The sequence below is a fragment of the Micromonospora sp. R77 genome, from assembly GCF_022747945.1.
In the GTDB taxonomy this organism is placed as follows: Bacteria; Actinomycetota; Actinomycetes; order Mycobacteriales; family Micromonosporaceae; genus Micromonospora.
The window spans coordinates 6,334,450-6,357,940 of sequence record NZ_JALDST010000001.1 but is presented as its reverse complement, the minus strand read 5'-3'; the positions used below and the strand labels follow the sequence as shown (position 1 = coordinate 6,357,940).

Genomic DNA, 23,491 nt, shown 5'->3' with positions numbered 1-23,491 from the left:
GTCAGCCCGCCAGGGCCGTCGTCAGGGCGCTGCGGATGCCCGGCCGGGAGCCGAACACCAGCAGGAACGTGGCCTCCCGCATGAGCCGCTGCGCGTGCTGGTCGCGCAGCACCGCTCGGCTGCCCTCGGCCACGGCCAGCGTCGCGCAGGCCCGCAGGGCCAGGTGGGAGGCCGCCGCGCGGGCCTGCGGCATGGTGTCCGGGCCGGACATGTCGAGGGTGTCGCGGGTGCTGTCGAGCTGCTTGGCCAGGTCCTCGGAGTCGGCCAGGGCGATGGCCCGCGCCGCCACGCCGAGCGCGAGGGAACCGTTGAACCGCAGCGTGGCCGGGTCGCGCTGACGCCACGCCTCCAGCGGCATCAGGCCGCTGATCCGCGCCGCCGGGACGAAGTGCTCGCGGAACCGTACGGTCACCGTGCTGCTCGCGTTCACCGCGGTCATCGCCAGCGGTTCCACCGTCAACGAGTCGGACTCGACGGCGTCCACCAGCGCCCAGACCAGCGTGTCGTCGCCGTCGCGGCCGGCGACGTAGAGAGTGTCCACCAGGCCCCAGCCGCTGACCCAGGGGGCGTCACCGGTCAGCAGCCAGCCGCCGTCGACGGCGGTCGCGGTCACCGCCGCCGGGCCCGGCCGGACCGCGGCGCCGATGGCCAGCCCGGACCGGCGGCGGCCGGTGGCGAGCGGCTCCAGGAACTCCTGCTTGAGTTGCTCGTTCTGGGTGTTCGCCGCCGCCATCACGGCGTTGTGGTGCTGCGCCCAGACGAAGGTGGTGGTCAGGCACCCGCTGGCGAGGGTCTCGATCACCCGGCACACGGCGGGGAAGTCCGGCAGCTCCAGCGTGCTCAGGTGCGGCGGCGCGGCGAGCCCGTAGAAGCCTTGCTCCGCCAACAGGTCGAGATGCGAGACAGGCAGGTGGTCACTCGCGTCCACCGTCGCGGCGGCCGGGAAGAACACCTGGTCGGCGATCTCCTGCGCCTGTCGGAGACCGGTGGGCTGATCGGCGGTGGCAGTCACGTCAGTACTCCTTGGGCTCGTATGTGTGCGTATCTTCTCGTATTCTTCGTCGTACATCCAGCATCAACGGAAGCGAGGTGTCATGGCCGGGCAACCGTCCTTCATCGAGTTCGCGGTACCGGACCCGGGAGCGACCAGGGACTTCTACGAGAAGCTGTTCGGGTGGAAGTTCCAGATGCTCACCCACGGCTCGTACATCGACATCCCGGGTGACGTCGAGGCCGGATCCCACCCGGACACCGACCCGCCGAGCATCATCGTGTACTTCCAGGTCGACGACCTCGCCGCAGCGGTCGAGAAGGTCCGTGAGCTGGGTGGTGAAGTGGGTCCGCTGCGCCCGCCGAGCCCGCAGTACGGTGCCTTCGCCGAGTGCCGGGACAGCCAGGGAGTGGCCTTCGGGCTGCGCCAGCTGCCGTCCGCGTGACCTCCCGCCGGGGCCCTGGTGGGCCCCGGCGGGGGTTCAGGCCGTCGCGCCGGACGGGTCGGCGACCACTGCGGCGGCCAGCTCGACATAGTCCTTCACCAGCGCCTGCGCCCAGTCCGGCACGAACCGGTCGCGGTCGCACAGCACCAGCGCGGTCAGGTCGTCGTCGCGCGGCACCACCACGAACTCCAGCGCGAACCGGCTCCGGTCCAGTTGCGCCTCCAGGTCGTCGAGCTCGTCGCCGGCCATGTCCGCGCGGGACATCATCGAGCCGAGCAGGTGGAACATCACGTCGTCGGTACGGCCCGCGCCGGCCACCGTGCCCGGCGGCAGCAGCTGCGACGGCAGCTCCTGGTGCCGCAGGCCGTCCATCACCACCGACCGGGTCCGGCGCACCAGCTCACCGAACGGTTCGCCCGGCTCCACCCGGCCGCGCAGCAGCGCCATCGTGACGAAGAAGCCGACGGTCTCGGCGACCTCGGGTCGGGCCCGGTTGGCCAACAGCGTCGCCACCGTGAGGTCCGACTGGCCCGTGGCGCGCCGCAGCGCCAGGTAGAACAGCGACAGCATCACCGGGAAGAGCGTGGTGCGGTGCTTGCGGGCCAGCGCCCGCAGGCCGGCGGTCACCTGCGGGCCCAGGGTCAGCTCGACGCAGACCGAGGCGGGCTCGTCCGCCCCCCGGGGGACCTCGGCCGCCTCCGGCAGCGCGAGCAGCCGCGCGCCGTCCAGCTGCCGACGCCAGTAGTCGACCAGGACCGGGCCGCGCTCCCCCTCGACCTGGTCCCGGTGCCAGGCCGCCCAGCGCGGGTACTGCCACTGCACCTCGGGCAGCGGCTCGCCGGCGTACAGGGCCCGGATGTCGCGGGACAGCAGCGCGTTGGACCAGTCGTCGCTGACGTAGTGGTGCATGGTCAGCACGACCACGTGGTGCTCGGGGGCCAGCCGGACCAGCGTGACGCGGGTGGGCCAGACCGACACGTCGATCGGTGTGGTGAGTTCGGCGGTGACCAGGTCGCGGGCGGCCAGCCGAGGCTGTTCGTGGCCGGAGACGTCGTGCTCGGTGACCGGCACGGGCCGGGGGTCGTTGACGATCTGGAGGAACTGCCGTCGGCGACTGACGAAGGTGGTGCGCAGCGCGTCGTGCCGTTCGTGCAGCCGCCGTACGGCGGTGTCCAGCGCGGCGCGGTCCAGCGGTCCGCGCAGGTGCCAGACCACCTGTTCGTTGAGGGAGTTGCGGTGACCGCGGTAGTGGTCCATCAACCACAGCAACCGCTGCCCCACCGATGCCGGAAGCTCGTTCATGCCGCGACGCTACCGCCCCGAACAAGCCTTTCCTAGCGTTTACGCGTATCAGACGGAGACTCCTTGACACACGCGGGAAGGCTTCGAACAATAGCTGGCGTGACCACCGTGCGGACGCCGCAGTTCGACGTACGGGCACCGGAGGTGCTCGACGACCCGGTGCCGGCGTACGCCCGCCTCCGCGCCGCCGGCGCGGTGCTGCCCAACGGGCCCGGCCAGTGGGTGGTGCCCCGGTACCGCGAGGTGGCCGAGCTGCTCAAGGACCAGCGGCTCACCAAGACCCTGCCGGAGGCCTACTACCGGTACACCGTCGGCGATCCCGAGCTGAGCGGGTTCCTGTCCGGGCAGAACCTGGGCCGGCGCAACGCGCTCGCCGCCAAGGTGCTCGCCGGCGCGTTCAGCCCGGCGCTGGTGCGCCGCCTGGACGCGACGATGCGGCAACAGGTGGACGACCTGCTCGCCCCGGCGCTGGCCGGCGGCGAACTCGACCTGGTGGCGGACGTGGCCCTGCCGTTCCCCCTCGCGGTGATCTGTGAACTGCTCGGCGTGCCGCCGGCGGAGCGCGCCGAGCTGTGGCCGTACGCGGCGCAGCTGGTCCGGGCGTTCAGCGACATCGCGTTCCTGTCCGACCAGGACGTGGGCGAGGCGGTCGCCGCGCTGCGCTGGCTGCGCGGCTACCTGACCGACCTGCTGCGTCGCGGCACCGGCGGCGACGACCTGCTCACCCGGATGGCGGCGACCGAGGCGGGCGGGGAACGCCTCACCCCGCAGGAGATCGTCGACAACGCGATCACGGTCTTCTACGCGGGCTTCGAGACGTCCATGGGAATGATCTCCAACGGCATGGTGGCGCTGCTGCGCAACCCGGACCAGCTGGCCCGGCTGCGGGAGCGGCCGGACCTCACCGCCCCGGCCGTCGAGGAGATGCTGCGCTACGAGGCGCCGATCCAGGTCACCATGCGCAGCCCGCTGGAGCCGATCCAGGTGGGCGGGCGGAACATCCGCCCCGGCCGGGTGCTCTACCTGCTCGTCGGGTCGGCCAACCGCGACCCGGAGCAGTTCACCGACCCGGACCGGTTCGACATCGGACGTACGCCCAACCCGCACCTGAGCTTCGGCGCCGGCGTCTACCGGTGCGTGGGCGCGGCCCTCGCGCGGGCGGAGGGGGTGGCGGTGTTCGACCGGCTGCTGGCCACCACCCGCGACATCGGGTTCGCGGGCGAGCCGGTCCGCCGGCCGCGCTTCAACTTCCGCACCTACGACCGCGTCCCGCTGCACGTACGGCCGGCCTGAGGAGGGTCAGATGGACCTGCACGACGCGCCGGACGAGGCGGCGTTCCGCGCCGGGCTGCGCGACTGGCTGCGCGAGCGGCTGCCCGCCGAGCCACGCCAGTGGAGCGGCGACGAGCTGCGGCAGTGGAGCCGCGACCTGCACCGGGCCGGGTACGCCGGCCTGACCTGGCCGGCCGCGCACGGCGGGCGGGGCCTGCCCGCCGGTCACCAGGCCATCTTCGCCGAGGAGAGCGCCCTGGCCGGCGCCCCCGACCACCTGAACGTTATCGGCATGAACATGGTCGGCCCCACCCTGATCTCCCGCGGGTCGACCGCCCAGCAGGCCCGCTACCTGCCGGGCATCCTGTCTGGGGAGATCCTGTTCTGCCAGGGCTTCTCCGAACCCGACGCCGGGTCCGACCTGGCCGCGGTGCGGACCCGGGCGGTGCGGGTGGACGGCGGGTACGAGCTGCACGGCGAGAAGGTCTGGTCGTCGTACGCGCACCTGGCCGATCACTGCCTGCTGCTGGCGCGGACCGACCCGACGGGTTCCAAGCACCAGGGCCTCACCTGCTTCCTGCTGGACATGCGCGCGCCCGGCGTGGCCGTCTCCCCGCTGCGCCAGCTCAACGGCGACAGCGACTTCAACCAGATCGTGCTGACCGGCGCGCGGGTGCGCGACGAGGACGTGGTCGGCGAACCGGGTCAGGGCTGGTCGGTGGCGCTGTCCACCCTCGCGCACGAACGCGGCACCTTCGGCATCACCCTGACCGCCCGGCTCACCGTCCAGTTCGCCCGCCTGCTGCGGACCGTGCGCCAGTACGGCGCCCAGCACGACCCGCTGGTGCGGCGGGAGGTGGCCGAGCTGCACACCCGGCTGCAGGGGCTGCGCTACACCGGCTACCGCTCGCTCGCCGCCCAGCGCCGCTCCGGCGAACCCGGTCCGGAGTCGTCGCTGCTCAAGCTCGAATGGTCGCTGGTGCACCAGCGGGTGTGCGCGCTGGCCGTGCGGGTGCAGGGCGGTGACGCCGTGCTGGACGGCTACTGGCAGCACCAGCGCCTGCGCAGCCGGGCCAACACCATCGAGGGCGGCACGTCGGAGATCCTCCGCGGCATCGTCGCCGAGCGGGTCCTGGGCCTGCCCCGGTCCCGGTGACCGGCACGACAAGGAGGTAGCCATGGACTTCGCGCTCACCGACGAGCAGCAGGACCTGCGGGCGACGGCCCGGCGGTACCTGGCCGGGCGGTACCCGGCGCAGCGCATCGGCGCGCTGGCCGACGGCCCGCACGGCAGTGAGGCGTCGACCTGGCCGGAGCTGATCCGGCAGGGCTGGCTGGATGCGGACCTGACCACGGTGGAGCTCGCCCTGCTCGCCGAGGAGAGCGGGTACGCCCTGCACCCGGCGCCGTGGTGGAGCACGGTCGCGCTGGCGGCGCCGTACCTGCGCGGGCAGGGCGAGGCGGTGACCGTGCCGGCCACGTACGCGGCCGGTGACGTGCGCGCCGACCGCAGCCGGGCCGGTTGGCTGCTCTACGGTGTCGCGCCCGCGGTGCCGGACGCCGGCCCGGCCCGGCAGGTGGTGGTCCGGGCGGACACCCCGGAGGGGCCGGCGGTGTTCACCGTGCCGTCCGACGCGCCCGGGCTGACCGTGACCACCCCGGACACCCTGGACACGCTGCGGCCGATGGCCCGGTGTCGTTCGCCGGCGTGCCGGCCTGGCTGCTGGTCGGGGGACCAGGCCGCCGAGGCGACCGCCGCCGCCCGGGACGTCGGCGGGACGCTGCTGGCCGCCGAGGCCGTCGGGGTGGCCACCCGGGCGCTGGACCTGGCCGTCGGGCACGCCCGGACCAGGGAACAGTTCGGCCGGCCGATCGGCGGGTTCCAGGCGGTGGCGCACCAACTGGCCGACGTGTACGCCGCCATCGAACCGGCGCGGTCGCTGACCTACCGGGCGGCGTGCCTGGTGGCCCGCAAGGACGAGGCGGCCTCGGCGGTGGCGGAGGCGGTCATCGCCGCCCGTCACGCCGCCGTGCACTCCTGCGAGGCGGCCGTGCAGACCCTCGGCGGCACCGGCGTCACCTGGGAGTACCCGCTGCACCGCTGGCTGCGCCGGGCGCTGTGGTCGGAGGCCTTCGCGGGACTGGATCCGGACCCGTACGCCACCGTGGCGAACCGGCTGCTGGCCGAGCCGGCCGCTACGGTCTCCCCGAACGTACCGTCGCGAGGAGGCCACCATGCCCAGCCCTGAGACCGTCGCCGAGATCGCCCTGGCGCTGCCCGGCGCGACCCGCTCGGCGCACTTCGACGTCACCGACTTCCGGGTCGGCAACAAGATCTTCTGCACCCTGCCCAAGCCGGGCGTGATGGGCATGCGGATCGGCGTGGACGAGCAGGCCGCCCTGCTCGACGAGGACCCGGAGACGTTCTCCCGGCCGGAGAACAGGTACGGGCAGAACGGCTGGACCTTCGTGCGGTTGGCGACGGTCGACCCGGACCAGCTGCGCGAACTGATCACCGAGGCGTGGCGCCGGCTCGCCTCCCGCAAACTGCAGGCCGAGTTCGACAGGGAGGCACCACGGTGACCGTGACCACGAGACGCGCCACGATCGACGCCGGTTCGATCTTCAAGCTGCTGGAGCTCGGCGACTACCTGCTGCCGTACACCATCCGGGCGGTCTGCCTGCTCGGGGTGGCGGACGCGCTGGCCGCCGGGCCGCTGCCGATGGCCGCCCTGGCCGAGGCGACCGGCAGCCACGAGCCGACCCTGCGCAAGGCGGTGGAATACCTCGCCACCCGGGAGCTGTTCACCGTCGACGCGGACGGCGCGGTCGCGCTGACCCCGCTGTCGGACCTGCTGCGGGCCGACCACCCCTACTCGGCCCGGGACATCTTCCTGTCCCCGGTGGCCTGCACCCGCGCGATGGAGGGCCTGGACGAGGCGATCCGCACCGGCGGGCCGGCCTTCGACGTGGTGCACGGGAAGTCCATGTGGGACCACCTGAGCGACCACCCCGACGACGGCGTGGCCTTCGACCGGGTGATGAGCGGCGTGACCGGGATGGAACTGGTGGCGATCCTGCGCGCCTGCGACTGGCAGCGCTTCGGCAGCATCGTCGACGTCGGCGGCGGCAACGGCGGCTTCCTGGCCAGCCTGCTCCGGCGGGTCAAGCACGCCCGCGGCGTGCTGTTCGACCTGCCCGGCGTGGTGGCGCACGCGCCGGAGCAGTTCGCCGCCGCGGGCGTGAGCGACCGGGCCGAGGTGGTACCGGGCAGCTTCCTGGCCGGACCGATCCCGGCCGGCGCCGACGCGTACGTGCTCAAGCGGATCCTCTACAGCTGGACCGACGACGAGGTGGTCGACATCCTCACCCGGGTCCGGACCGCCATGCACCCGCAGAGCCGGCTGTTCATCATGGAGGCCGGCCGGCACGGTGACGAACCGCCCGTGCTGGCCCGCCGGATGGACCTGCTGATGCACACGCTGACCGCCGGCGGGGCCCGCACCCTGGCCGAGCAGAGCGCCCTGCTGGAGCGGGCCGGGCTGCGACTGGTGCGCAGCGTCTCCACCCCGATGTTCCCGATCATCGAGGCGCAGCCCGCGTGACCGACCTGCTGGGCTGGCTGGACCGGCCGGACGGCGGGCACGGGATCCGGTTCGCCACGCCGGACGGCGGGTGGGACCGGTGGACGTACCCCCGGCTGGCGGACCTGGTCCGGCGCAGCGCCGCCGCACTCCGCGACGCCGGGGTACGCCCCGGCGACGTGGTGACCATCGTCGAGCCGACCGGTCCGCGCTTCGTCGGCCTGCTCTTCGGCAGCATGCTGGCCGGCGCGGCGGCGTCCCCGCTGGCGCCGCCACCCGCCTTCGGTGACCGGGACCGCTACGACGAGCACCTGCGCGGCGTGCTGGCCACCGCCGCGCCCCGGCTGGTGGTGCACGACGCCGCCCTGCCGGAGGTGGGCGAGCGCTGCCGGGCCGCCGGGGTCGACGCGGTGGACAGCCGGGCGTTGCTGGATCCGGCGTCCGGCACCGGCCCGGCGGAGCCCGGCGGGATCGCGCTGCTGCAGTTCACCTCCGGCACCAGCGGCCGGGTACGCGGGGTGCGGGTGCCGCCCGCCACGCTCGCCGCGAACGTCGCCGCGATCGCGAAGTGGCTGCGGATGACCCCGGACGACGCCACCGCGTCCTGGTTGCCGGTGCACCACGACATGGGCCTCATCGGGTGCCTGCTCGCCCCGGTGGCGACCGGCTCCGACCTGTGGCTGATGTCGCCCGGCGACTTCGTCCGGCGACCGCTGCGCTACCTCGAGTGCTTCGGCCGCGACGGCGCGCGGCTCAGCGCGATGCCGGCGTTCGGCCTGGACCACATCGTCCGGCGGGTGCCGGCGGACCGGCTCGGGGGGCTGGACTTCTCGGCGTGGCGGGCGCTGATCCTGGGGGCGGAACGGATCCCGGTGCCGGCCCTGGACGCCTTCCTGCGGCTGTGCGGACCGGCCGGGTTACGCCGCGAGGCGCTGCTGCCGGCGTACGGGCTGGCGGAGAACACGCTGTCGGTCACCGGTCTGCCGCTGGGCACCGGCTGGCGGGCGGTGGAACATGCCGGCCTCCCCGTGGTGGGCTGTGGCCGGCCGCTGAGCGGCGTCCGGGTCCGCGTGGTGGACGAGGCGGGCGGACCGGTGCCTGACGGTCAGGTGGGCGAGATCGTGGTGGGTGGCACGTCGGTGGCCGCCGGGTACGCCGGGCCGGCCGGCCGGGAGACGTTCCGCGACGGGGAACTGCACACCGGGGACGCCGGGTTCCTCCGCGACGGCGAGCTGTTCGTGCTGGGCCGTTGGGGCGACAGCGTGAAGGTGCGCGGCCGGACCGTGTTCGCCGAGGACGTGGAGACCGCCGTGCACGCCGCCTGCGCCGCCCCGGCCGGGCGGATCGCCGCCCTGCTCGGTCAGGTCGGCGACGAGCCGCAGGTGGTGCTGGTCCTGGCCCACCCGCGGCCGGAGTGGCCGGCGCTGGCCGAGGCGGCGGCGCGCGAGGTCGCCGAGGGTGTGCCGGTCCGCAGCGTGGTGGTGCCGGCCGGTGCGATCCCCCGCACCAGCAGCGGCAAGCCGCGCCGCCGGCAGATGTGGGCCACCCACGTCACAGCGCCAGTCCCGCCCGCAGCTCGTCCAGCACCCGGGCCTGCTGGTCGATGAGATAGAAGTGGTGTCCGGGCAGCACCCGCAGCGCGAACCCACCGGTCGTGTACGCCGCCCAGTCCGCCACCTGCCTGACCGGCGCCTCCGGGTCGACGTCACCGGTGAGCGCGGTGATCGGCGTGGCCAGCGGCGGCCCGCCGGTCGGCCGGTACGACTCGACGAGCTGGTAGTCGGCGCGCAGCGTCGGCAGCACGGCGGCGCGCAGCTCGGGGTGGTCCAGGGCGGCGTCGGTGGTGCCGCCGAGGCGGCGCAGCTCGTCCCAGAGCGCGTCGTCCGGCAGCCGGTGCTTCGTCTGTCCGGGCCGGTGGTGCCGGGGCGCCGGGCGGCCGGAGACGAACAGCCGCCGCGGACGCACCCCGTGGCCGTGCTCCAGGCGGGACGTCACCTCGTGGGCCACGGCGGCGCCCATGCTGTGCCCGAACAGGGCGAAGTCGGTGCCCAGCAGCGGGCGCAGCGCCGCCACCACACCGTCCACCATGGTGTCCATGTCCCGCACGCACGGCTCCCCGATCCGGTCCAGCCGGCCCGGGTACTGCACCGCGACCACCTCGACGTCGGCCGGCAGGGTGAGCGCCCAGTCCCGGTAGAAGGTGGCGTTCCCGCTGGCGTACGGGAAGCAGAAGAGCCGCCGCCGGGCCGACGGGCGCGGCCGGTAGCGGCGCAACCAGCTGTCCCCGGTGACGCTGGTGACGCTCACCGGTCCGCCGCCTCGTCCCCCGCCGCCGCCAGCGCCTTCAGGTCCGCGCCGGTGAACGCCTGCGGCGGCTGCGAGGTGAGCAGCTCCGGTGGGCCCAGCCGCAGGGTCAGGTCCTGCCACAGCTTGCACAGGGACAGATGGTACTGCCCGCGGCGCAGCGGGTCCTGCCCCTCCTGCGCCGCCCGGTGCAGGCCGGCCACCGCGTACGCGATGCCGGCCGGCCAGATGCTGCGGAACACGTGCCGGTAGGAGGGCACCTCCGCCGGGCCGAGGACCACCGCGCTGGGCGCGTCGGCGTCGTCCACGGCGCAGGCGTAGTGCGGGCTGGCCGCCGGGTCGGCCACCTCGCGCGGGAAGTCCGGCCGCGCCGACCAGACCGTCGGCCCGTGCGTGCTGACCAGGGTGAGGTTGCCGGCCTCGGTGCCGATGCTGATCCGGTGCATCAGGTGTGCGTAGTTGTCCGGGTCGGCCGGGTCCATCTGGTTCTGCACCCGCAGCGTGATCGGCACGCCCGCCAGGGTGCCGTCCAGGCTGCGGAACGGGAAGTCCAGTTCGGTGCCGTCGCGCACCTCGGGGGCGAGTGGGGGCAGTTCCCCGAAGCTCCAGGGCCGGACCCCGCCGAGCGCCTGGCCGAGGATGTCCAGCAGTGAGTACGCGAGCTGGAACCCGCAGGCCGCGTCGATGTAGAGCGGCTTCTGCCGGCGCAGCAGCTCCTGGGCGGCGGCGACGAACCGGCGGACCGGCGCGGTGTTGGTGTAGAACGGGTTCAGCTGGTAGACGACCTTGGCCCGCCGGGCGGTCCGCAGGTTCTCGGCCAGCTCGTCGTGGTGCACCGGGTGTTCCTGCAGCACGTGGATGCCCCGACCCATCAGCGTCCGGGCCAGCGCCGAGCCGTGCCCGCCGAGCAGGCCGCCGCGGATCACCACGCAGGCCAGCTCGATGTCGTCGGGCAGCTGCGCCGGGTCGGTGTACAGCGGGGCGTCGTAGCGGCGGGCGCAGGCCCGGGACCTCTCGCTGCCCTGGGCGAGCACCCCCGCCAGCTCGAACGGCAGTTCGGGGTTGCGGAAGGCCTCGAGGTACACCTGGCCGAACCGGGTGCCACAGACCACGACCTTCGGACGTGCGGTCACAGCGTCTCCTCCAGGTAACCGCCGGACGCGTACGCACCAGCGTTCAGCACGGTCAGTTCGGTCACCGCCGGGGCCTCGGCCAGCCGGCGGGCGGACGCCACGGGGTCCAGCACCTCGCCGGCGTGGTGCACGCCGGTCGGCACCTCGCCACGGCCACCGCGGTCGCGGTCAGCGCCGCGAACGCGCCGGTCAGTCGCTGGCGCCGCACCCGCGCAGCAGCGCGGCGCGCGCCGTCGGCCTCGACGACGATCATCTGGTACGGCTGGTGGCCGAACATGTCGAGGTCGGCCGCCCGTACCAGGGCCGCCGCGTCCGACGGCTGGCGCAGCGCCGCCCCCAGGTGCGGGCCTGGTGAACAGCGAGCACCATCCACGTCGGGCGCGCCGAGGGTGTCCGCGACCCGGCGCAGTTCGGTGCTCAGGTAGGCACCGCGGTGCCCGGCTCCGGGCAGAACGGCAGCTCGGCGTCGGTCCGCACCGGACGGTCGACGACCACCCCACCGGCCAGCGCGACACCGGCCTGACCGAAGCCGCTGCGCAGGTAGTCCTCGGCGGCGGTGGTGGTGAAGCGGTCCCGACCGCCGACGTGTCCGGCGAGCCGGCGGACCGGGCCGGCCGCCGCCAGCAGCCGGGCAGCAGCGCTGAGCCCCTGCATCAGGCCCGCCGAGATCACCATGACCCGGTCCGGCGCCAGCTCCGGCCAGCTGCGCGGCCAGGTCGTCGTCGCCGGCCGCGTCCACGTAGTCCGCGCCTGCGGCGAAGGCGGCCTCGGCCACCTGGGCGCTCGATCCGGAACGCCGGTCCGGCGCAGTTCAGCACCACCGTGCAGCCCCGGCAGAACGCGGCCAGCGCGGCCGGGTCGTCCACGTCGACCGGCACCATCCCGGCTCGTGGCCGGCGCGCGCCGAGCCGGACCGGCGAGGTGGTCCAGCCGGCCAGGTGGGCGGCGGCCGCGGTGCCGACCGCCCCGGTGGGGCCGAGCAGGCCGATCATCGGCGCAGCGCGGCCGCCACCGCGTCCGGGGACAGCTCGGCGGTGGTGGCGTCGACGTCGACCACGGTCAGGTCGCCGAGGCAGATGTCCTCCCACAGCTCCAGGTCCGCCGGCTGCGCGTCGGTGGGCCGGACCACCACGATGTCCCCGGCGTAGATGTCCGTCGCCGGTCGGCGGGCGCACGCCGGCCACCAGCACCACCGTGTCCACCAGGACACCCCGTTCGACGAGGACGCGGGCCACCTCCACCGCCAGCGCGGCGTTGGTCCCGGCCCCGTACACCTCGACCTGGGCCAGGTCGGCGTCCAGCACCGCCTGGGCGTAGGCGGCCGCGGCCCGCGACGACGACGCGAGGTCCGCGCCGCTCAGGCCCCAGGCCGGCGCCGGCGGCAGCGCACCGGCCAGCGCGCCGGCCGCGTCGAGCCCGCCCGCCGCGTCCGGCAGGAACACCCGGGTACGCCGGGCCCGTCGGCGCGTAGCGGCACCAGCAGCTCGGTCGGGGCGTCGTCGGGGCGTTCCGGGCCGGTGCCGGCCTCGGCCGCGGCGACGACGAGCCACTCCGCCAGCCCACCCACGGTCGCGCGTTCCAGCAGGTTGCGCAGCACCTCGTCGAAGAAGAGCGCCGACGCCTCGGGCAGCTGTTCGATCATCCGGCCGGCGAGTTGCGCCGCGACCAGGGAGTCGCCGCCCAGCTGGAACAGGTTGCCGTCGCGGCCCACCGGCACGCCCAGCGCCTCGGTCCACATGGCGGCCAGCCGCCGTTCCAGGTCGGTCTCCGGTGCCGCGCCCGACGCGGGCGCGGTGCTGGTCTGCCGGGCCAGCCCGGCCGCCAGCGCCCGGCGGTCCACCTTGGCGTTGTCGGTCACCGGGATCTCGTCGAGGATCCGCAGCACCGTCGGGACCATGTACTCCGGCAGCCGGCCGCGCAGGTGCGCGGTGAGGTCCGCCGGGTGCAGGGCGGCGCGGTCGGCCTTGACCCGGGCGGCGAGCACGCACATGCCCATCGACCCGATGAAGGTGTCCGGCTCGGGCAGGCAGACGCTGGTGGCCGCGCCGGCCCGGTGCAGCGCCGCCGCCCACCGGTCCCGGCCGAGGAAGACCAGGTCGGTGCCGCGCCGCTCGTCGGCGAAGTCGCCGGTGGCGGCGTCCAGCCGGACCAGCAGCTCCAGCGAAGTCATGATCTGGTAGTGGTCGCGGGTCATCTCCAGCGCGATCAGCCAGCCACCCGGGGCGGTCAGGCCGCGCAGCTCGGCCAGCACCCGGTCCACGTCACCGGTGGCGTGCAGCACGTCCCCGGCGATCACCAGGTCGTACGAGTTCGGCAGCAGACCCTGGTCGGCGGCGGGCGCGTCGAGGTCGTACACCTGGAACCGCAGTCCCGGCACGCCGTCGAACCGGCGCTGGGCCTGGCCGGTGAAGTAGGGCGACAGGTCGGTGCACAGGTAGTCCAGGGACCGGCCGGCCAGCGCCCCCAGGATCGCCGCGGTGGTGCCGCCGCCACCCGCGCCGACCTCGAGGATCCGTAGTGGGCGGTCGGCGGGCAGCTCGGCGGCGAGCCGGGCGGCGACGGCGCCGGCCGCCGCGTTCGCCCACCGGTTGAACAGCGCGTCCTCGTACAGTTGCCGGGAGACGTCCAGCCGACCGTCCGGGAAGAGCAGCTCCAGCGGGTCGTCCTCGCCGCGCAGCAGGGCGGGCAGGTTGGCGATGCTGCGCCGGAAGTACTCCAGCAGTCCGGCCTCGCCGGGCGGGGCCGCCGCCTCCACCGCGGCCCAGGCCGCCGCCGTGGCGTCCGGCGCGGGCGGTCCGGCGAGCCGGTACGCGTCCCCGTCGGCGCTCAGCACGCCCTCGGTCACCAGGGCGCCGAGCCAGCGGCGCAGCAGCCGGTGGTGGCGGGACGCGGCGCCGGTCGCGGCGGCGATCTCCGCCCAGGTGTGCGCCGCGTCGACGTCGGTGAAGAGCCCGGCCCCGCGCAGCGTGTCCAGCATCGCGGGCAGCGCGACCCGGTCCAGCAGGTGCGCGTACGTCAGGTAGCCCTGCTGGTCCACGCCGGCGGTGGTGGCGTCGCCGGCGTCGACGGCGGCGGTGGTGAGGGCCGCTACCAGGCGGGTGTCGTCGGGGGCGTCGGTCGGGGCGGGCTGCGCGAAGCCGACGAGGCGGCGCTCCAGCGGCTGGTCGCCGTCGGCCAGCACCGCGGCCGCCGCCACCCCGGGGTGCGCCTGCAGCGCGGTCTCGACCTCGGCCAGCTCGATCCGGTAGCCCCGGATCTTCACCTGCTGGTCCTCCCGGCCGAGGAACTCGATGTCCCCGTCGTCGCGGTAGCGACCCAGGTCGCCGGTGCGGTAGAGCCGCTCGCCGGTGACCGGGTGGGTGACGAAGCGCTCGGCCGTGCGGGCCGGGTCGTTGAGGTATCCGGCGGCCACCCCGGCACCGCCGATGTACAGCTCGCCGGTGACCCAGTCGGGGCAGTCCCGCAGCTGCGGGTCGAGCACGTGGAAGGTCTGGTTCGCCAGCGGCCGGCCGTACGGGATGCTGGCCCAGGTCGGGTCGACCTCGCCGATCGGGTAGTGGATGGACCAGATCGACGCCTCGGTGGCGCCGCCCAGGCTGACCACCCGCAGCCCCGGCACCTGCGCCCGGATCCGGTCCGGCAGGGTCACCGGGATCCAGTCGCCCGACAGCATCGCCAGCCGCAGCCCGGTCAGCGTCGGCGCGTCGGGCAGGGCCAGGTAGCCGGCGAGCATCTGCAGCTGGGCGGGCACCGAGTTCCACACGGTGACGCCGTGCCGGGCCACCAGGGCGGCCCAGTGCGACGGGTCGGCGCGCTGCTCCGGCTCGGGCACCACGAGCGCGCCGCCGACCGAGAGCGGGCCGAAGATGTCGTAGACGGACAGGTCGAAGCCGAGCTGGGACAGGCCGATCATCCGGTCCGTCGGGGTGACGGCGAACCGGGCGTTGATGTCGTGCACGGTGTTCAGCGCCGCCTCGTGGGTGATCATCACCCCCTTGGGCACGCCGGTGGAGCCGGACGTGTGGATGACGTACGCGAGGTCCCCGGGGTCCGCCCCGGTCACCTCGGCGGCGGGGGTCGCCGGTGGCACCCGGTCGGCGGCGATCGTGGTCACGCCGGCCGGCCACTCCCCCTCGGTCAGCGCGGCGGAGGTGAGCACCAGCCGGACCCCGGCGTTGGTCAGGATCTCGGACCGGCGGGCGGCCGGTTGCCCGGTGTCGACCGGCACGTACGCCGCGCCGGCCAGCAGGGTGCCGAGCACCGCCGCCACCTGGTCGATCCCCCGGTCCAGGGTGATGCCGACCAGCTCGCCGGTGGCGCAGCCGTGCTGGCGCAGCCGGTCGGCGACGCCGGTGGCGGCGGGCGGCCAGGTCGCCGTAGGAGATCGCGCGGTCGCCGTGCAGCACGGCCGGGCCGCCGGCCGGCTGCCGGCCTGGGCGAAGAAGGCGTCGTGCAGCCGCCCGGCCGGCCGGGGCGCCCGGTCGCGTTGGCCCGGTCCCGGCGTTCCCGCTGGGCGGCGGGCAGGACGGACGGCGGCGCGTCCTGCCACACCCGCTCGTCGGCGGCCAGCCGGTGCAGCAGCGCCTCGAACGCGGCGAACATGTCCTCGGCCACCCCGGCGGGCAGCACGTCCTCCCGGATGTCCCAGTTGGTGGCCAGGCCGCCGTCGCGTTCGGCGTTCTGGCAGTCGACGATGACCTGCGGGGTCTGGCTGATGCCGTAGCCGAAGGTGCCGGCCGGCGCGGCGTCGCGGTCGGTGCCGGCCAGGCCGATGGCGCTGGTGAAGACCACCGGGAACAGGGCCGCCTCGGCGCCCCGGCGGCGGGTGATCTCGCGCATCACCTCGACGCCGGAGAAGGTGCGGTGGTCCATGTCCTGCCACAGCTGCGCCTGCACACCCCGGGCGAACGCGGCGAACGAGTCGTCCCGGCCGGCGTTCACCTCGAGCAGTTCCACCCCGGTGAAGTCGCCGATCACCGCCGGCACCTGCGGGTGCAGCGGGAGCCGGTTGAGCAGCGTGACGTTGAGGGTGAAGGCGGGCCGGCGGGTCCAGGCGGCGACGGTGTGCGCGTACGCGGCCAGCACCGCGCCGGAGGGGCTCACGTCGTACTGTCCGGCGAGCTTGCGCAGCCGTGCCCAGGTCTCGGCGTCGAGTTCGGTGGCGAGCCGCCGGAAGCGGCCGGAGCTGGTCGCGGCGGTGCTGGTCACCGGCAGGTCGGGGCCGGCGGGCAGGGTGTCGATCCGGCTCAGCCAGTAGTCGCGGTCGGCGTCCCGGCGGGTGCCGACGTAACGGCGCTCGGCCAGCAGGTAGTCGCGGAACGTCACGTCCAGGGGCGGTAGCGGCTCGTCCGGGCGGTGGTAGAGGTGGTGCAGCTCGTTCAGCAGGATCTGGATGCTGACGAAGTCGGCGATCAGGAAGTCCACCGACACGTGCAGCACGGTCTCGTCGTCGCCCCGGGTGATCCGGGCCTCGAACAGCGGCCACACACTCGCGTCGAAGACCCGGTGGTCCATGGTGGAGCGGACCCGTTCCACGGCGGTGCGGAAGTCCGCCGGTCCCCGGCCCCGGGCGTCGGAGACCTCGACCACGTAGTCGTCGACGGCGGGCAGCACCCGCTGCGACCCGTCCACCTCGACCACCGCGCGCAGCATGTCGTGCCGGGCGATCAACGCCCGCCAGGCGGCGGTCATCCGGTCCGGGTCGAGACTCGGGTAGTGCAGTTCGCCGTAGCCGTGGCAGGCCACCCCGCCGTACGCGAAGGTGCGGCCCCGGCCCAGCAGGTAGGCCGACTGCACGTCGGTGATGGGGAACGGGTCGTGGCGGTGTTCGGGGTCGGCGGTCAGCACGGGCGCCGCGGCGTCGGCGAAGTGGTCGAGGAGTTCCGCCTTGCGGGACCGCAGCAGGTCCCGGCGTTCCTCGGTCATCAGGCCGGCGGGTGCCCGGAACCGCAACTGTCCGTCCTCGGCCCAGACCCGGATGCCGGCCCGTTCCAGGTCGGCGACCAGTTGCCCGGCCGAGGCGTTGGCGTGCTCGGTCATATGACACCCTCCTCGACGTTCACGGTGGCCGCGTCCTCGGTCTGCTCGTCCACGACCGCGCCGAGTTGGGCCAGGGCCGGCGCGGCGAACAACTGCCGCAGGGTCAGTTCCACCCCGAGCCGCTGCCGCAGCAGCTCCAGCAGGCGGGTGGCGAGCAGGCTGTCGCCGCCCAGGGCGAAGAAGCTGTGCCGGCGGTGCGTCACCGGGCAGCCGAGCAGTTGCGCCCAGAGCGCGGCGATGGTCTCCTCGGTCGGTCCCCGGGGTGGTTCGTCCGCCGCCGGGTCGACCGGTCCGGTCGCGGCGAGCAGCCGGCCGACCTCGCGGCGGTCGACCTTGCCGTTGGCGCTCAGCGGCAGCTGTTCCAGCTCCACCACGTGCTCGGGCACCATGTAGCCGGGCAGCCGGTCGGCGAGGTCCGTGGGCGCCGTGCCGAGCACGGCGAGCGCGATGCGCCGGGCCGGTCCCTCGCCGACCACCGCCGCGACGGCGGCGGTGACGCCCGGGTCGGCCAGCGCGGCGGCCTCGATCTCGCCCAGCTCGATCCGGTGGCCGCGCACCTTGACCTGGAAGTCGGTCCGGCCGAGGAACTCCAGCGTGCCGTCCGGCCAGTAGCGGCCCAGGTCGCCGGTGCGGTACCAGCGGTCGCCGTGCTCGTCGGTGACGAACCGCCGGGCGGTCTCCTCCGGCGCCCCGCGATAGCCACGGGCCAGGCCGGCCCCGCCGATCCGCAGCTCGCCGGGCACCCAGTCGGGGCAGTCCCGGCCGCGCCCGTCGGTGACCCGGTAGCGCTGGTTGCGCAGCGGCGTGCCGTACGGGACGGAACGCCAGTGCGGCGGGACGGCACCGACCTCGTGGGCGTTCGACCAGATCGCCGCCTCGGTGGCGCCGCCGAGCGCGACGAACCGGGCCGAGGGGGCCACGTCGGCCAGCCGGCCGGGCAGGTCGAGGCCGACCCAGTCGCCGGAGACCAGCACCAGCCGCAGGCTGCGCGGCGGCGCGTCGCCGGCCGCGACCAGCAGCATGTCCAGCAGCGCCGGCACGGAGTTCCACACGGTCACCTGCCGGTCGGCGACCAGGCGCGCCCAGTGCCGGGCCTCGCGGCGGTCCTCGTCGGCCAGCACCACCACCGCGCCGCCCACGGCGAGCAGGCCGAAGATGTCGTACACGGAGAGGTCGAAGTCGAGCGCGGAGACGGCCAGGACGCGGTCGTCCGGCCCGATCCGGTAGCGGTCGTTGATGTCGGTGACGGTGTTCACCGCGGCCCGGTGGGTGAGCTCCACGCCCTTCGGCTCGCCCGTGGAGCCGGAGGTGAAGATGGTGTAGGCGAGGCTGTCCGGGTCGACCGGCACGGGCGCGTCCAGCGGCTCCGCGTCCCCGTCCGGGTCGATGCCGCCGACGCCCACCACGGCCGTGACGCCCGCGATGCCGTGGATCCGGTCCCGGCGGGCGGCGGGTTGGTCCACGCTGACCGGTACGTACGACGCGCCGGCCGCCAGAACCCCGAGCACCGCGGCGATCTGGGTCACCCCGCGCGGCACGGTGACGGCGACCGCGTCGCCGGGCGTCACCCCGTGTCGGCGCAGCGCGCCGGCGATCCGCAGCGCCCGGTCGGCCAGTTCCCCGTAGCTCACCGAGGTGCCGTCGCCGGCCACCGCGAGCCGGTCGGGCTCCGCGGCGGCCCGGGCGAAGAACGGCGCGTGCAGGGTGTGCGCCGGCAGCGGGCCCGCGGTGTCGTTGACCGCCGCCCGGACCGCGCTGCGCGGCCGGCAGCAGGTCCGGCAGCGGCCGGTCCCAGGCGCCCTCGGCGAGCCAGTCCAGCATGGTGGTGTACGCGTCGAACATGTCGTCGACCAGCCCGGCCGGGAACAGCTCGTCGACGCTGTCCCAGTTGTAGGCCAGGCCGCCGTCGCGTTCCATCACCTGGTTGTCCAGCCAGACCTGCGGCGTCTGGGAGACTCCCCAGGTCAGTTCCCCGAACGGGAACCGCATGTCGGTGAGCTCGGCGGCCACCCCGAGCGCGCTGGTGAACACGATCGGCATGGTGACCGCGCCGTCGGCGCGCCGGCGGGCCAGTTCCCGCAGCACCCAGAGCGCGGAGACCGCGTTGTGCTCCAGGCCGTCCCACAGGTCCTGCTGCAGGGCCCGTACGGTTTCCAGCCAGCCGTCGGCGGCCCGGTATCCGGTGAGCAGCAGCGAGGTGAAGTCGCCGAGGATCGCGGTGATGTCCGGGTGGACGTCCCGGCGCTGGAACATGGTCAGGTTCAGGGTGAGCCGGTCCTGCCCGCTGTACGCCGACAGCACCTCCGCGTACGCGGTGGCCAGCACCGCCGCCGGGGTGAGCCGGTGGGCCCGGGCGGTGGCGGTGATCGCCGCCCACCGGTCCGGGGACAGGTGGCGCTCGCGGCGGCGGAAGGTCGGCGACACCACGGTGGCGGGGTCGACGGCCAGCGGCAGCTGCGCGGCCGGGGCCAGGTCGTCCAGGCGGCCGTGCCAGTAGGCGGCGGCCTTCTCCTGCTCGGTCTCGCTCGGGCCGGCGGTGAGCACGTAGTCGCGGAACGACACGCCGAGCGGGGGCAGCGCGGCGGTCGGCTCGCGGTACAGGGTGGACAGTTCGCTGAAGAAGATCACGATGCTCAGCGCGTCGAGCACGATGTAGTCGAAGCTGAACGCCAGCCGGACCTGGCCGTCGCCGTGGCGTACCGCCTCGATCTCGACCAGCGGCCACCGGTCGGGGGCCGGCACCCGGTGGGAGAGCCGGTCGCGCATCGGCGCCAGCTCGTGGGCGCCGTCGTGGACGGTGATCCGCATCGGCGGCACGGACGGCAGGATCCGCTGGTTGCCGTCGGCGGTGAACACCGCGCGCAGCATCTCGTGCCGGCCGACGAGGGTGTTGACCGCCTGCTCCAGCCGGGGCAGGTCGACGTCGGTGCCGTCGAACTCCCAGTACCAGTGCGAGCCGACGCCGCCGAGCGCGAAGTCGTCGGTGCGGCCCAGCCAGTACGCCCGTTGCACGTCGGTGGGCGGGAACTCGTCGTGCCGGTGCGCCGGGTCGGCGACCAGCGTGGTGGCCGGTGGCGCGGCGACCCGGGTCAGCCGGGCGGCGAAGCCGCTCAGGGTGGGGGCGCTGAACAGGTGCCGCAGCTGGGCGCCGGCGAGTCCCGCGGCGTCGAGCGCGGCGAGCAGGCGGGTGGCGGTCAGGCTGTCGCCGCCGAGGGAGAAGAAGTTGTCGCCGCGCCCGACGGTCGACACGTTCAGCAGCCGGGCCCAGAGCGCCGCGACCGTGGTCTCGATCTCGCCCGCCGGCTCCTCCGTCGCGTCGGGCGTGGCCGCGGTCATCAGCTCGGGCAGCCGCCGCCGGTCGATCTTGCCGTTCGCCGACAGCGGGAGGTCGTCCAGCACCACCAGCACCGGCGGGACCATGTAGGTGGGTAGCCGCTCGGCGAGGGCCCGGCGCAGGTCCGCGGCGTCGGGCGGGGTGCCGGTGCAGGTGACCGCCGCGCCGAGCACGGTGCCCGCCGGGGTGGGCAGGGCGGTGGCGACCGCGCGGGTGACCCGGGGGTCGCTCTCCAGCGCCGCCTCGATCTCCCCCAGCTCGATCCGGTGGCCGTTGACCTTCACCTGGAAGTCGCGGCGGCCGAGGAACTCCACGGTGCCGTCCGGCCAGTACCGGGCCAGGTCGCCGGTGCGGTACCAGCGCACGCCGTCGTGCTCGACGAAGTGCCGGGCGGTGCGCTCGGGGTCGCCGTGGTAGCCGTCGGCCACCGAGCGGCCGCCGATCCACAGTTCGCCGGGCACCCAGTCGGGCCGGTCCCGGCCCTGCTCGTCGGTCACCCGCATCCGCTGGTTGCGCAGCGGCACCCCGTACGGCACGGACCGCCAGTGCGCGGGCGGCGGCACCGGCACCTCCACGACGGTGGAGTGGATGGACGTCTCGGTGGTGCCGCCGAGCGCGACGAGCCGGCTGCCGGGTGCCGCGGTGGCGAGCCGGCCGGCCAGGTCGAGGCCCACCCAGTCGCCGCCGAGCAGCGCGATGCGCAGCGGCAGCGGACCGTCGGCCGCGGTGAGCAGCCGGTCCAGCAGCGCGGGTACGGACTGCCAGACGGTGACGTCGCAGCGGCGGACCAGGTCGGCCCAGGCGGCGGGGTCGCGGCGGGTGTCCTCGGTGATGGTGACGACGAACCCGCCCGAGGAGAGCAGGGCGAAGATGTCGAACACCGACAGGTCGAAGTCGAGCGCGGAGACCGCCAGCACCCCGTCGCCGGGGCCGATCCCGAAGCGTTCGACCAGGTCGTCGAGGGTGTTGCGGGCGGCGCGGTGGGGCACCCGGACGCCCTTGGGCACGCCGGTGGAGCCGGAGGTGAACAGCAGGTACGCCGGCTGCGCCGGGTCCACCTCGGGCGCGTCGTCGCGCAGCGCGACCGGGGTCCGCGGCACCGCCGTGACGGTGCGCCGGGCTCCGGCGGCGGCGAGGATCAGGTCGCGGCGGGCGGGCGGCTGGTCGACGCCGACCGGCACGTAGACGCCGCCGGCGCGCAGCACGCCGAGCACGGCGATCACCTGTTCCGGCCCCTTGGGCAGGGTGATCACGACCGGTTCGCCGGGCCGCAGGCCCCCGGCGGTCAGCTCGTCGGCCAGCGCCTGGGCCCGCCCGGCGACCTCGCCGTAGGTGAGTGTGCGGTCGCCGGTACGCACCGCCGGCCGGTCGGGCTCGGCCACCGCCCGGGTGAAGAAGTCGGCGTGCAGCGGCCGGTCGGTCACCGGGCCGGTGGTGGCGTTGGCGGCGGCCCGCACGGCGCGGGTGCGCTCCGGCAGGACGATCGGCGCCGGGGCGGACCAGTCGGTGGCGGGGTCCAGCAGCCAGTCCACGAGGTGCAGGTAGGCGGCGAACATGTCGGCGACCAGGCCGTCCGGGAAGAGCTCGGCGACCACGTCCCAGTGCAGGTAGAGGCCCTGTTCCCGCTCGGTGATCTGGTGGTCCAGCCAGACCTGCGGCGTCTGCGACATGGTCCAGCCGGGCGTGCCGAAGCACTCCCGTACCGAGGCGTCGAAGAGTTCGCCCAGGCTGAGCGCGCTGGTGAAGACCACCGGGGCGCCGAGCGGGCGGCCGCCGCGGGTGCGCGCCAGGTCGCGCAGCACGTCCATCCCGGTGTACGCGGTCTGTGCCGCGTCGGCGCGCAGCCGGCTCTGGTGGGCGCGGGCGCGGCCGGCGAACGACGGGTCGCCGTCGACGTCGGCCTGGAACAGGATCAGGTTGGTGAAGTCGCCGACCAGCCGCTCCACGTCCGGGTGGATCGGGCGGCGGTCGTACATCGGCAGGTTGAGCAGGAAGCGGCTCGACCCGCTCCAGGCGGCCAGCACCTCGGCGAAGGCGCTGAGGAAGACCACCGACAGGGTCAGGCCGCAGGCGGCGGCCCGGCGCTCCAGGGTGGCCTGCTCCTCGGGGGTGATCCAGCGGTGGTGGCGGATGACCCGGTGGCCGTGCACGTCGTCCGGGTCGGTGGCCAGGGGCAGTTCGGGCGGGCCGGGCAGGGTGTCGAGCCGCTGCTGCCAGTAGGCGCGCGCGGTGTCCCGGCCGGCGTCGGGTGCCTCGGCCAGGGTGGCGAGGTAGGCCGGGAAGGTGATGGCCGCCGTCGGCAGCACCACGTCCGGGTCCCGGTAGCAGGCGGCCAGGTCGCTGAGCAGCAGCCGGAAGCTGTGCGCGTCGGCCACCAGCATCTCGACGTGCACGTGCATCCGGGTGGCGCCGTCGGGCAGCAGCGACAGCCGTACGTCGAGGGTTTCCGCGTCCTCGACCCGCAGCCGGCGGTGGGCGATCTCGTCGCGCAGTGCGGCGAGCCGGTCGGACACCTCGGCCGGTGCCAGTTCCCGCAGGTCGTGCACGGTGAGCCCGGGCCAGCCGTCGGTCTGGCGGATGCGCTGGGTGCCGTCGGCGCGGAACTCGGCGCGCAGCATCGGGTGGCGGCGCAGCACCGCCCGGACGGCGCTCTCCAGCCGGTCCGGCTGCACGCCGTGGCCGTCGAACTCGTTGTAGAAGTGCGCGCCCACCCCACCCAGCGGCTGCCCGTCGGCCCGGCCCACCCAGTACGCCTGCTGCATGGTGGCCAGGGGGAACGGGGCGGACTCGTCGACCACCGCCACGGCCGGCGCGGGCTCGGCGGGCCGGACGAGTCCGTGCCACTGGCCGAGGGTCCGGTGCTGGATCAGCTCGCCGAAGGTGACCGCGGCACCGCGGCTGTGCCAGCGGCCGGCGAGCCGCATCACCGCGATGGAGTCCATGCCCAGACCGAGGAGGTCGTCGTCGTCGCCGATGGTGGCGGGTTCGGCACCGAGGAGTTCCGCGACATCGGCGCGCATGTCGTCGAGGGTGGGCAGGGCTTCAGCGCCGACGGCAAGGTCCAACGTCGTGTCTCCTCACTCGGCC

Annotated in this window: 17 protein-coding genes and 2 pseudogenes; 7 read left to right on the top strand and 12 right to left on the bottom strand. The window is 74.8% G+C overall.

Going from position 1 to position 23,491, the window contains the following annotated elements; all coding sequences use genetic code 11:
• Position 1 precedes the first annotated feature (1 nt).
• Positions 2-1,012, bottom strand: coding sequence for an acyl-CoA dehydrogenase family protein (locus tag MRQ36_RS29385; protein ID WP_242799990.1), 1,011 nt, complete (start codon positions 1,010-1,012; stop codon positions 2-4).
• 82 nt (positions 1,013-1,094) lie between these two features.
• On the opposite strand from MRQ36_RS29385, the gene MRQ36_RS29380 reads away from it, so the two are divergent.
• Positions 1,095-1,436, top strand: a complete 342-nt coding sequence (locus tag MRQ36_RS29380) for a VOC family protein (protein WP_242799989.1) — start codon at positions 1,095-1,097, stop codon at positions 1,434-1,436.
• 36 nt (positions 1,437-1,472) lie between these two features.
• On the opposite strand, the gene MRQ36_RS29375 is transcribed toward MRQ36_RS29380, so the two are convergent.
• Positions 1,473-2,738: a condensation domain-containing protein gene (locus MRQ36_RS29375; protein WP_242799988.1), complete on the bottom strand. Its 1,266-nt coding sequence runs from the start codon at positions 2,736-2,738 to the stop codon at positions 1,473-1,475.
• A 99-nt stretch (positions 2,739-2,837) separates the two neighbouring features.
• Here MRQ36_RS29375 and MRQ36_RS29370 point away from each other — a divergent pair, with 99 nt between their 5' ends.
• Genes MRQ36_RS29370 through MRQ36_RS29345 form a run of 6 tightly spaced genes read left to right on the top strand, consistent with a single transcriptional unit; the run spans position 2,838 to position 9,201 of the window.
• Positions 2,838-4,031, top strand: coding sequence for a cytochrome P450 (locus MRQ36_RS29370; RefSeq protein ID WP_242799987.1), 1,194 nt, complete (start codon positions 2,838-2,840; stop codon positions 4,029-4,031).
• A gap of 10 nt (positions 4,032-4,041) precedes the next feature.
• The gene (locus MRQ36_RS29365) at positions 4,042-5,166 is read left to right on the top strand and encodes an acyl-CoA dehydrogenase family protein (RefSeq protein WP_242799986.1); all 1,125 of its coding nucleotides are present in this window, start codon (positions 4,042-4,044) and stop codon (positions 5,164-5,166) included.
• Between the two features lie 22 nt (positions 5,167-5,188).
• Positions 5,189-6,259 carry an acyl-CoA dehydrogenase family protein gene (locus MRQ36_RS29360; RefSeq protein ID WP_242799985.1) on the top strand — a complete coding sequence of 357 codons (1,071 nt, stop codon included), beginning with the start codon at positions 5,189-5,191 and terminating at the stop codon, positions 6,257-6,259.
• A complete protein-coding gene (locus MRQ36_RS29355) occupies positions 6,246-6,593 on the top strand; it encodes an MmcQ/YjbR family DNA-binding protein (protein ID WP_242799984.1) in 348 nt (115 codons plus the stop codon). Before MRQ36_RS29360 ends, MRQ36_RS29355 begins: the two co-directional genes overlap by 14 nt.
• Positions 6,594-6,595: 2 nt before the next feature.
• Entirely contained in the window at positions 6,596-7,615 is a 1,020-nt protein-coding gene (locus tag MRQ36_RS29350; protein ID WP_242799983.1) for a methyltransferase, read from the top strand.
• On the top strand, positions 7,612-9,201 hold the full coding sequence (locus MRQ36_RS29345; protein WP_242799982.1) for an AMP-binding protein: 1,590 nt from the start codon (positions 7,612-7,614) through the stop codon (positions 9,199-9,201). The genes MRQ36_RS29350 and MRQ36_RS29345 overlap by 4 nt, the downstream gene beginning before the upstream one ends.
• Here MRQ36_RS29345 and MRQ36_RS29340 read toward each other — a convergent pair.
• From MRQ36_RS29340 to MRQ36_RS29295, 10 genes and pseudogenes are all read right to left on the bottom strand, one after another.
• A complete protein-coding gene (locus MRQ36_RS29340; protein WP_242799981.1) occupies positions 9,146-9,901 on the bottom strand; it encodes a thioesterase II family protein in 756 nt (251 codons plus the stop codon). The two genes, MRQ36_RS29345 and MRQ36_RS29340, sit on opposite strands and share 56 nt — an antisense overlap.
• Positions 9,898-11,031, bottom strand: a complete 1,134-nt coding sequence (locus MRQ36_RS29335; protein ID WP_242799980.1) for a Gfo/Idh/MocA family oxidoreductase — start codon at positions 11,029-11,031, stop codon at positions 9,898-9,900. Before MRQ36_RS29335 ends, MRQ36_RS29340 begins: the two co-directional genes overlap by 4 nt.
• Positions 11,028-11,174, bottom strand: coding sequence for a hypothetical protein (locus tag MRQ36_RS29330; RefSeq protein WP_242799979.1), 147 nt, complete (start codon positions 11,172-11,174; stop codon positions 11,028-11,030). Before MRQ36_RS29330 ends, MRQ36_RS29335 begins: the two co-directional genes overlap by 4 nt.
• A 274-nt stretch (positions 11,175-11,448) precedes the next feature.
• On the bottom strand, positions 11,449-11,706 hold the full coding sequence (locus tag MRQ36_RS29325) for a hypothetical protein (RefSeq protein ID WP_242799978.1): 258 nt from the start codon (positions 11,704-11,706) through the stop codon (positions 11,449-11,451).
• Positions 11,700-12,023, bottom strand: coding sequence for a hypothetical protein (locus MRQ36_RS29320; RefSeq protein ID WP_242799977.1), 324 nt, complete (start codon positions 12,021-12,023; stop codon positions 11,700-11,702). The genes MRQ36_RS29325 and MRQ36_RS29320 overlap by 7 nt, the downstream gene beginning before the upstream one ends.
• Complete coding sequence (locus tag MRQ36_RS29315) at positions 12,020-12,241, bottom strand: hypothetical protein (protein WP_242799976.1); 222 nt, start codon at positions 12,239-12,241, stop codon at positions 12,020-12,022. Before MRQ36_RS29315 ends, MRQ36_RS29320 begins: the two co-directional genes overlap by 4 nt.
• 147 nt (positions 12,242-12,388) lie before the next feature.
• A complete protein-coding gene (locus MRQ36_RS29310) occupies positions 12,389-15,580 on the bottom strand; it encodes an amino acid adenylation domain-containing protein (protein ID WP_242799975.1) in 3,192 nt (1,063 codons plus the stop codon).
• Between the two features lie 290 nt (positions 15,581-15,870).
• Positions 15,871-16,980, bottom strand: a pseudogene (locus MRQ36_RS29305) (condensation domain-containing protein); the annotation flags it as partial.
• Between the two features lie 86 nt (positions 16,981-17,066).
• Complete coding sequence (locus MRQ36_RS29300; RefSeq protein ID WP_242801443.1) at positions 17,067-18,701, bottom strand: amino acid adenylation domain-containing protein; 1,635 nt, start codon at positions 18,699-18,701, stop codon at positions 17,067-17,069.
• A gap of 238 nt (positions 18,702-18,939) precedes the next feature.
• Positions 18,940-23,424, bottom strand: a pseudogene (locus tag MRQ36_RS29295) (amino acid adenylation domain-containing protein); the annotation flags it as partial.
• Positions 23,425-23,491: the final 67 nt, after the last annotated feature.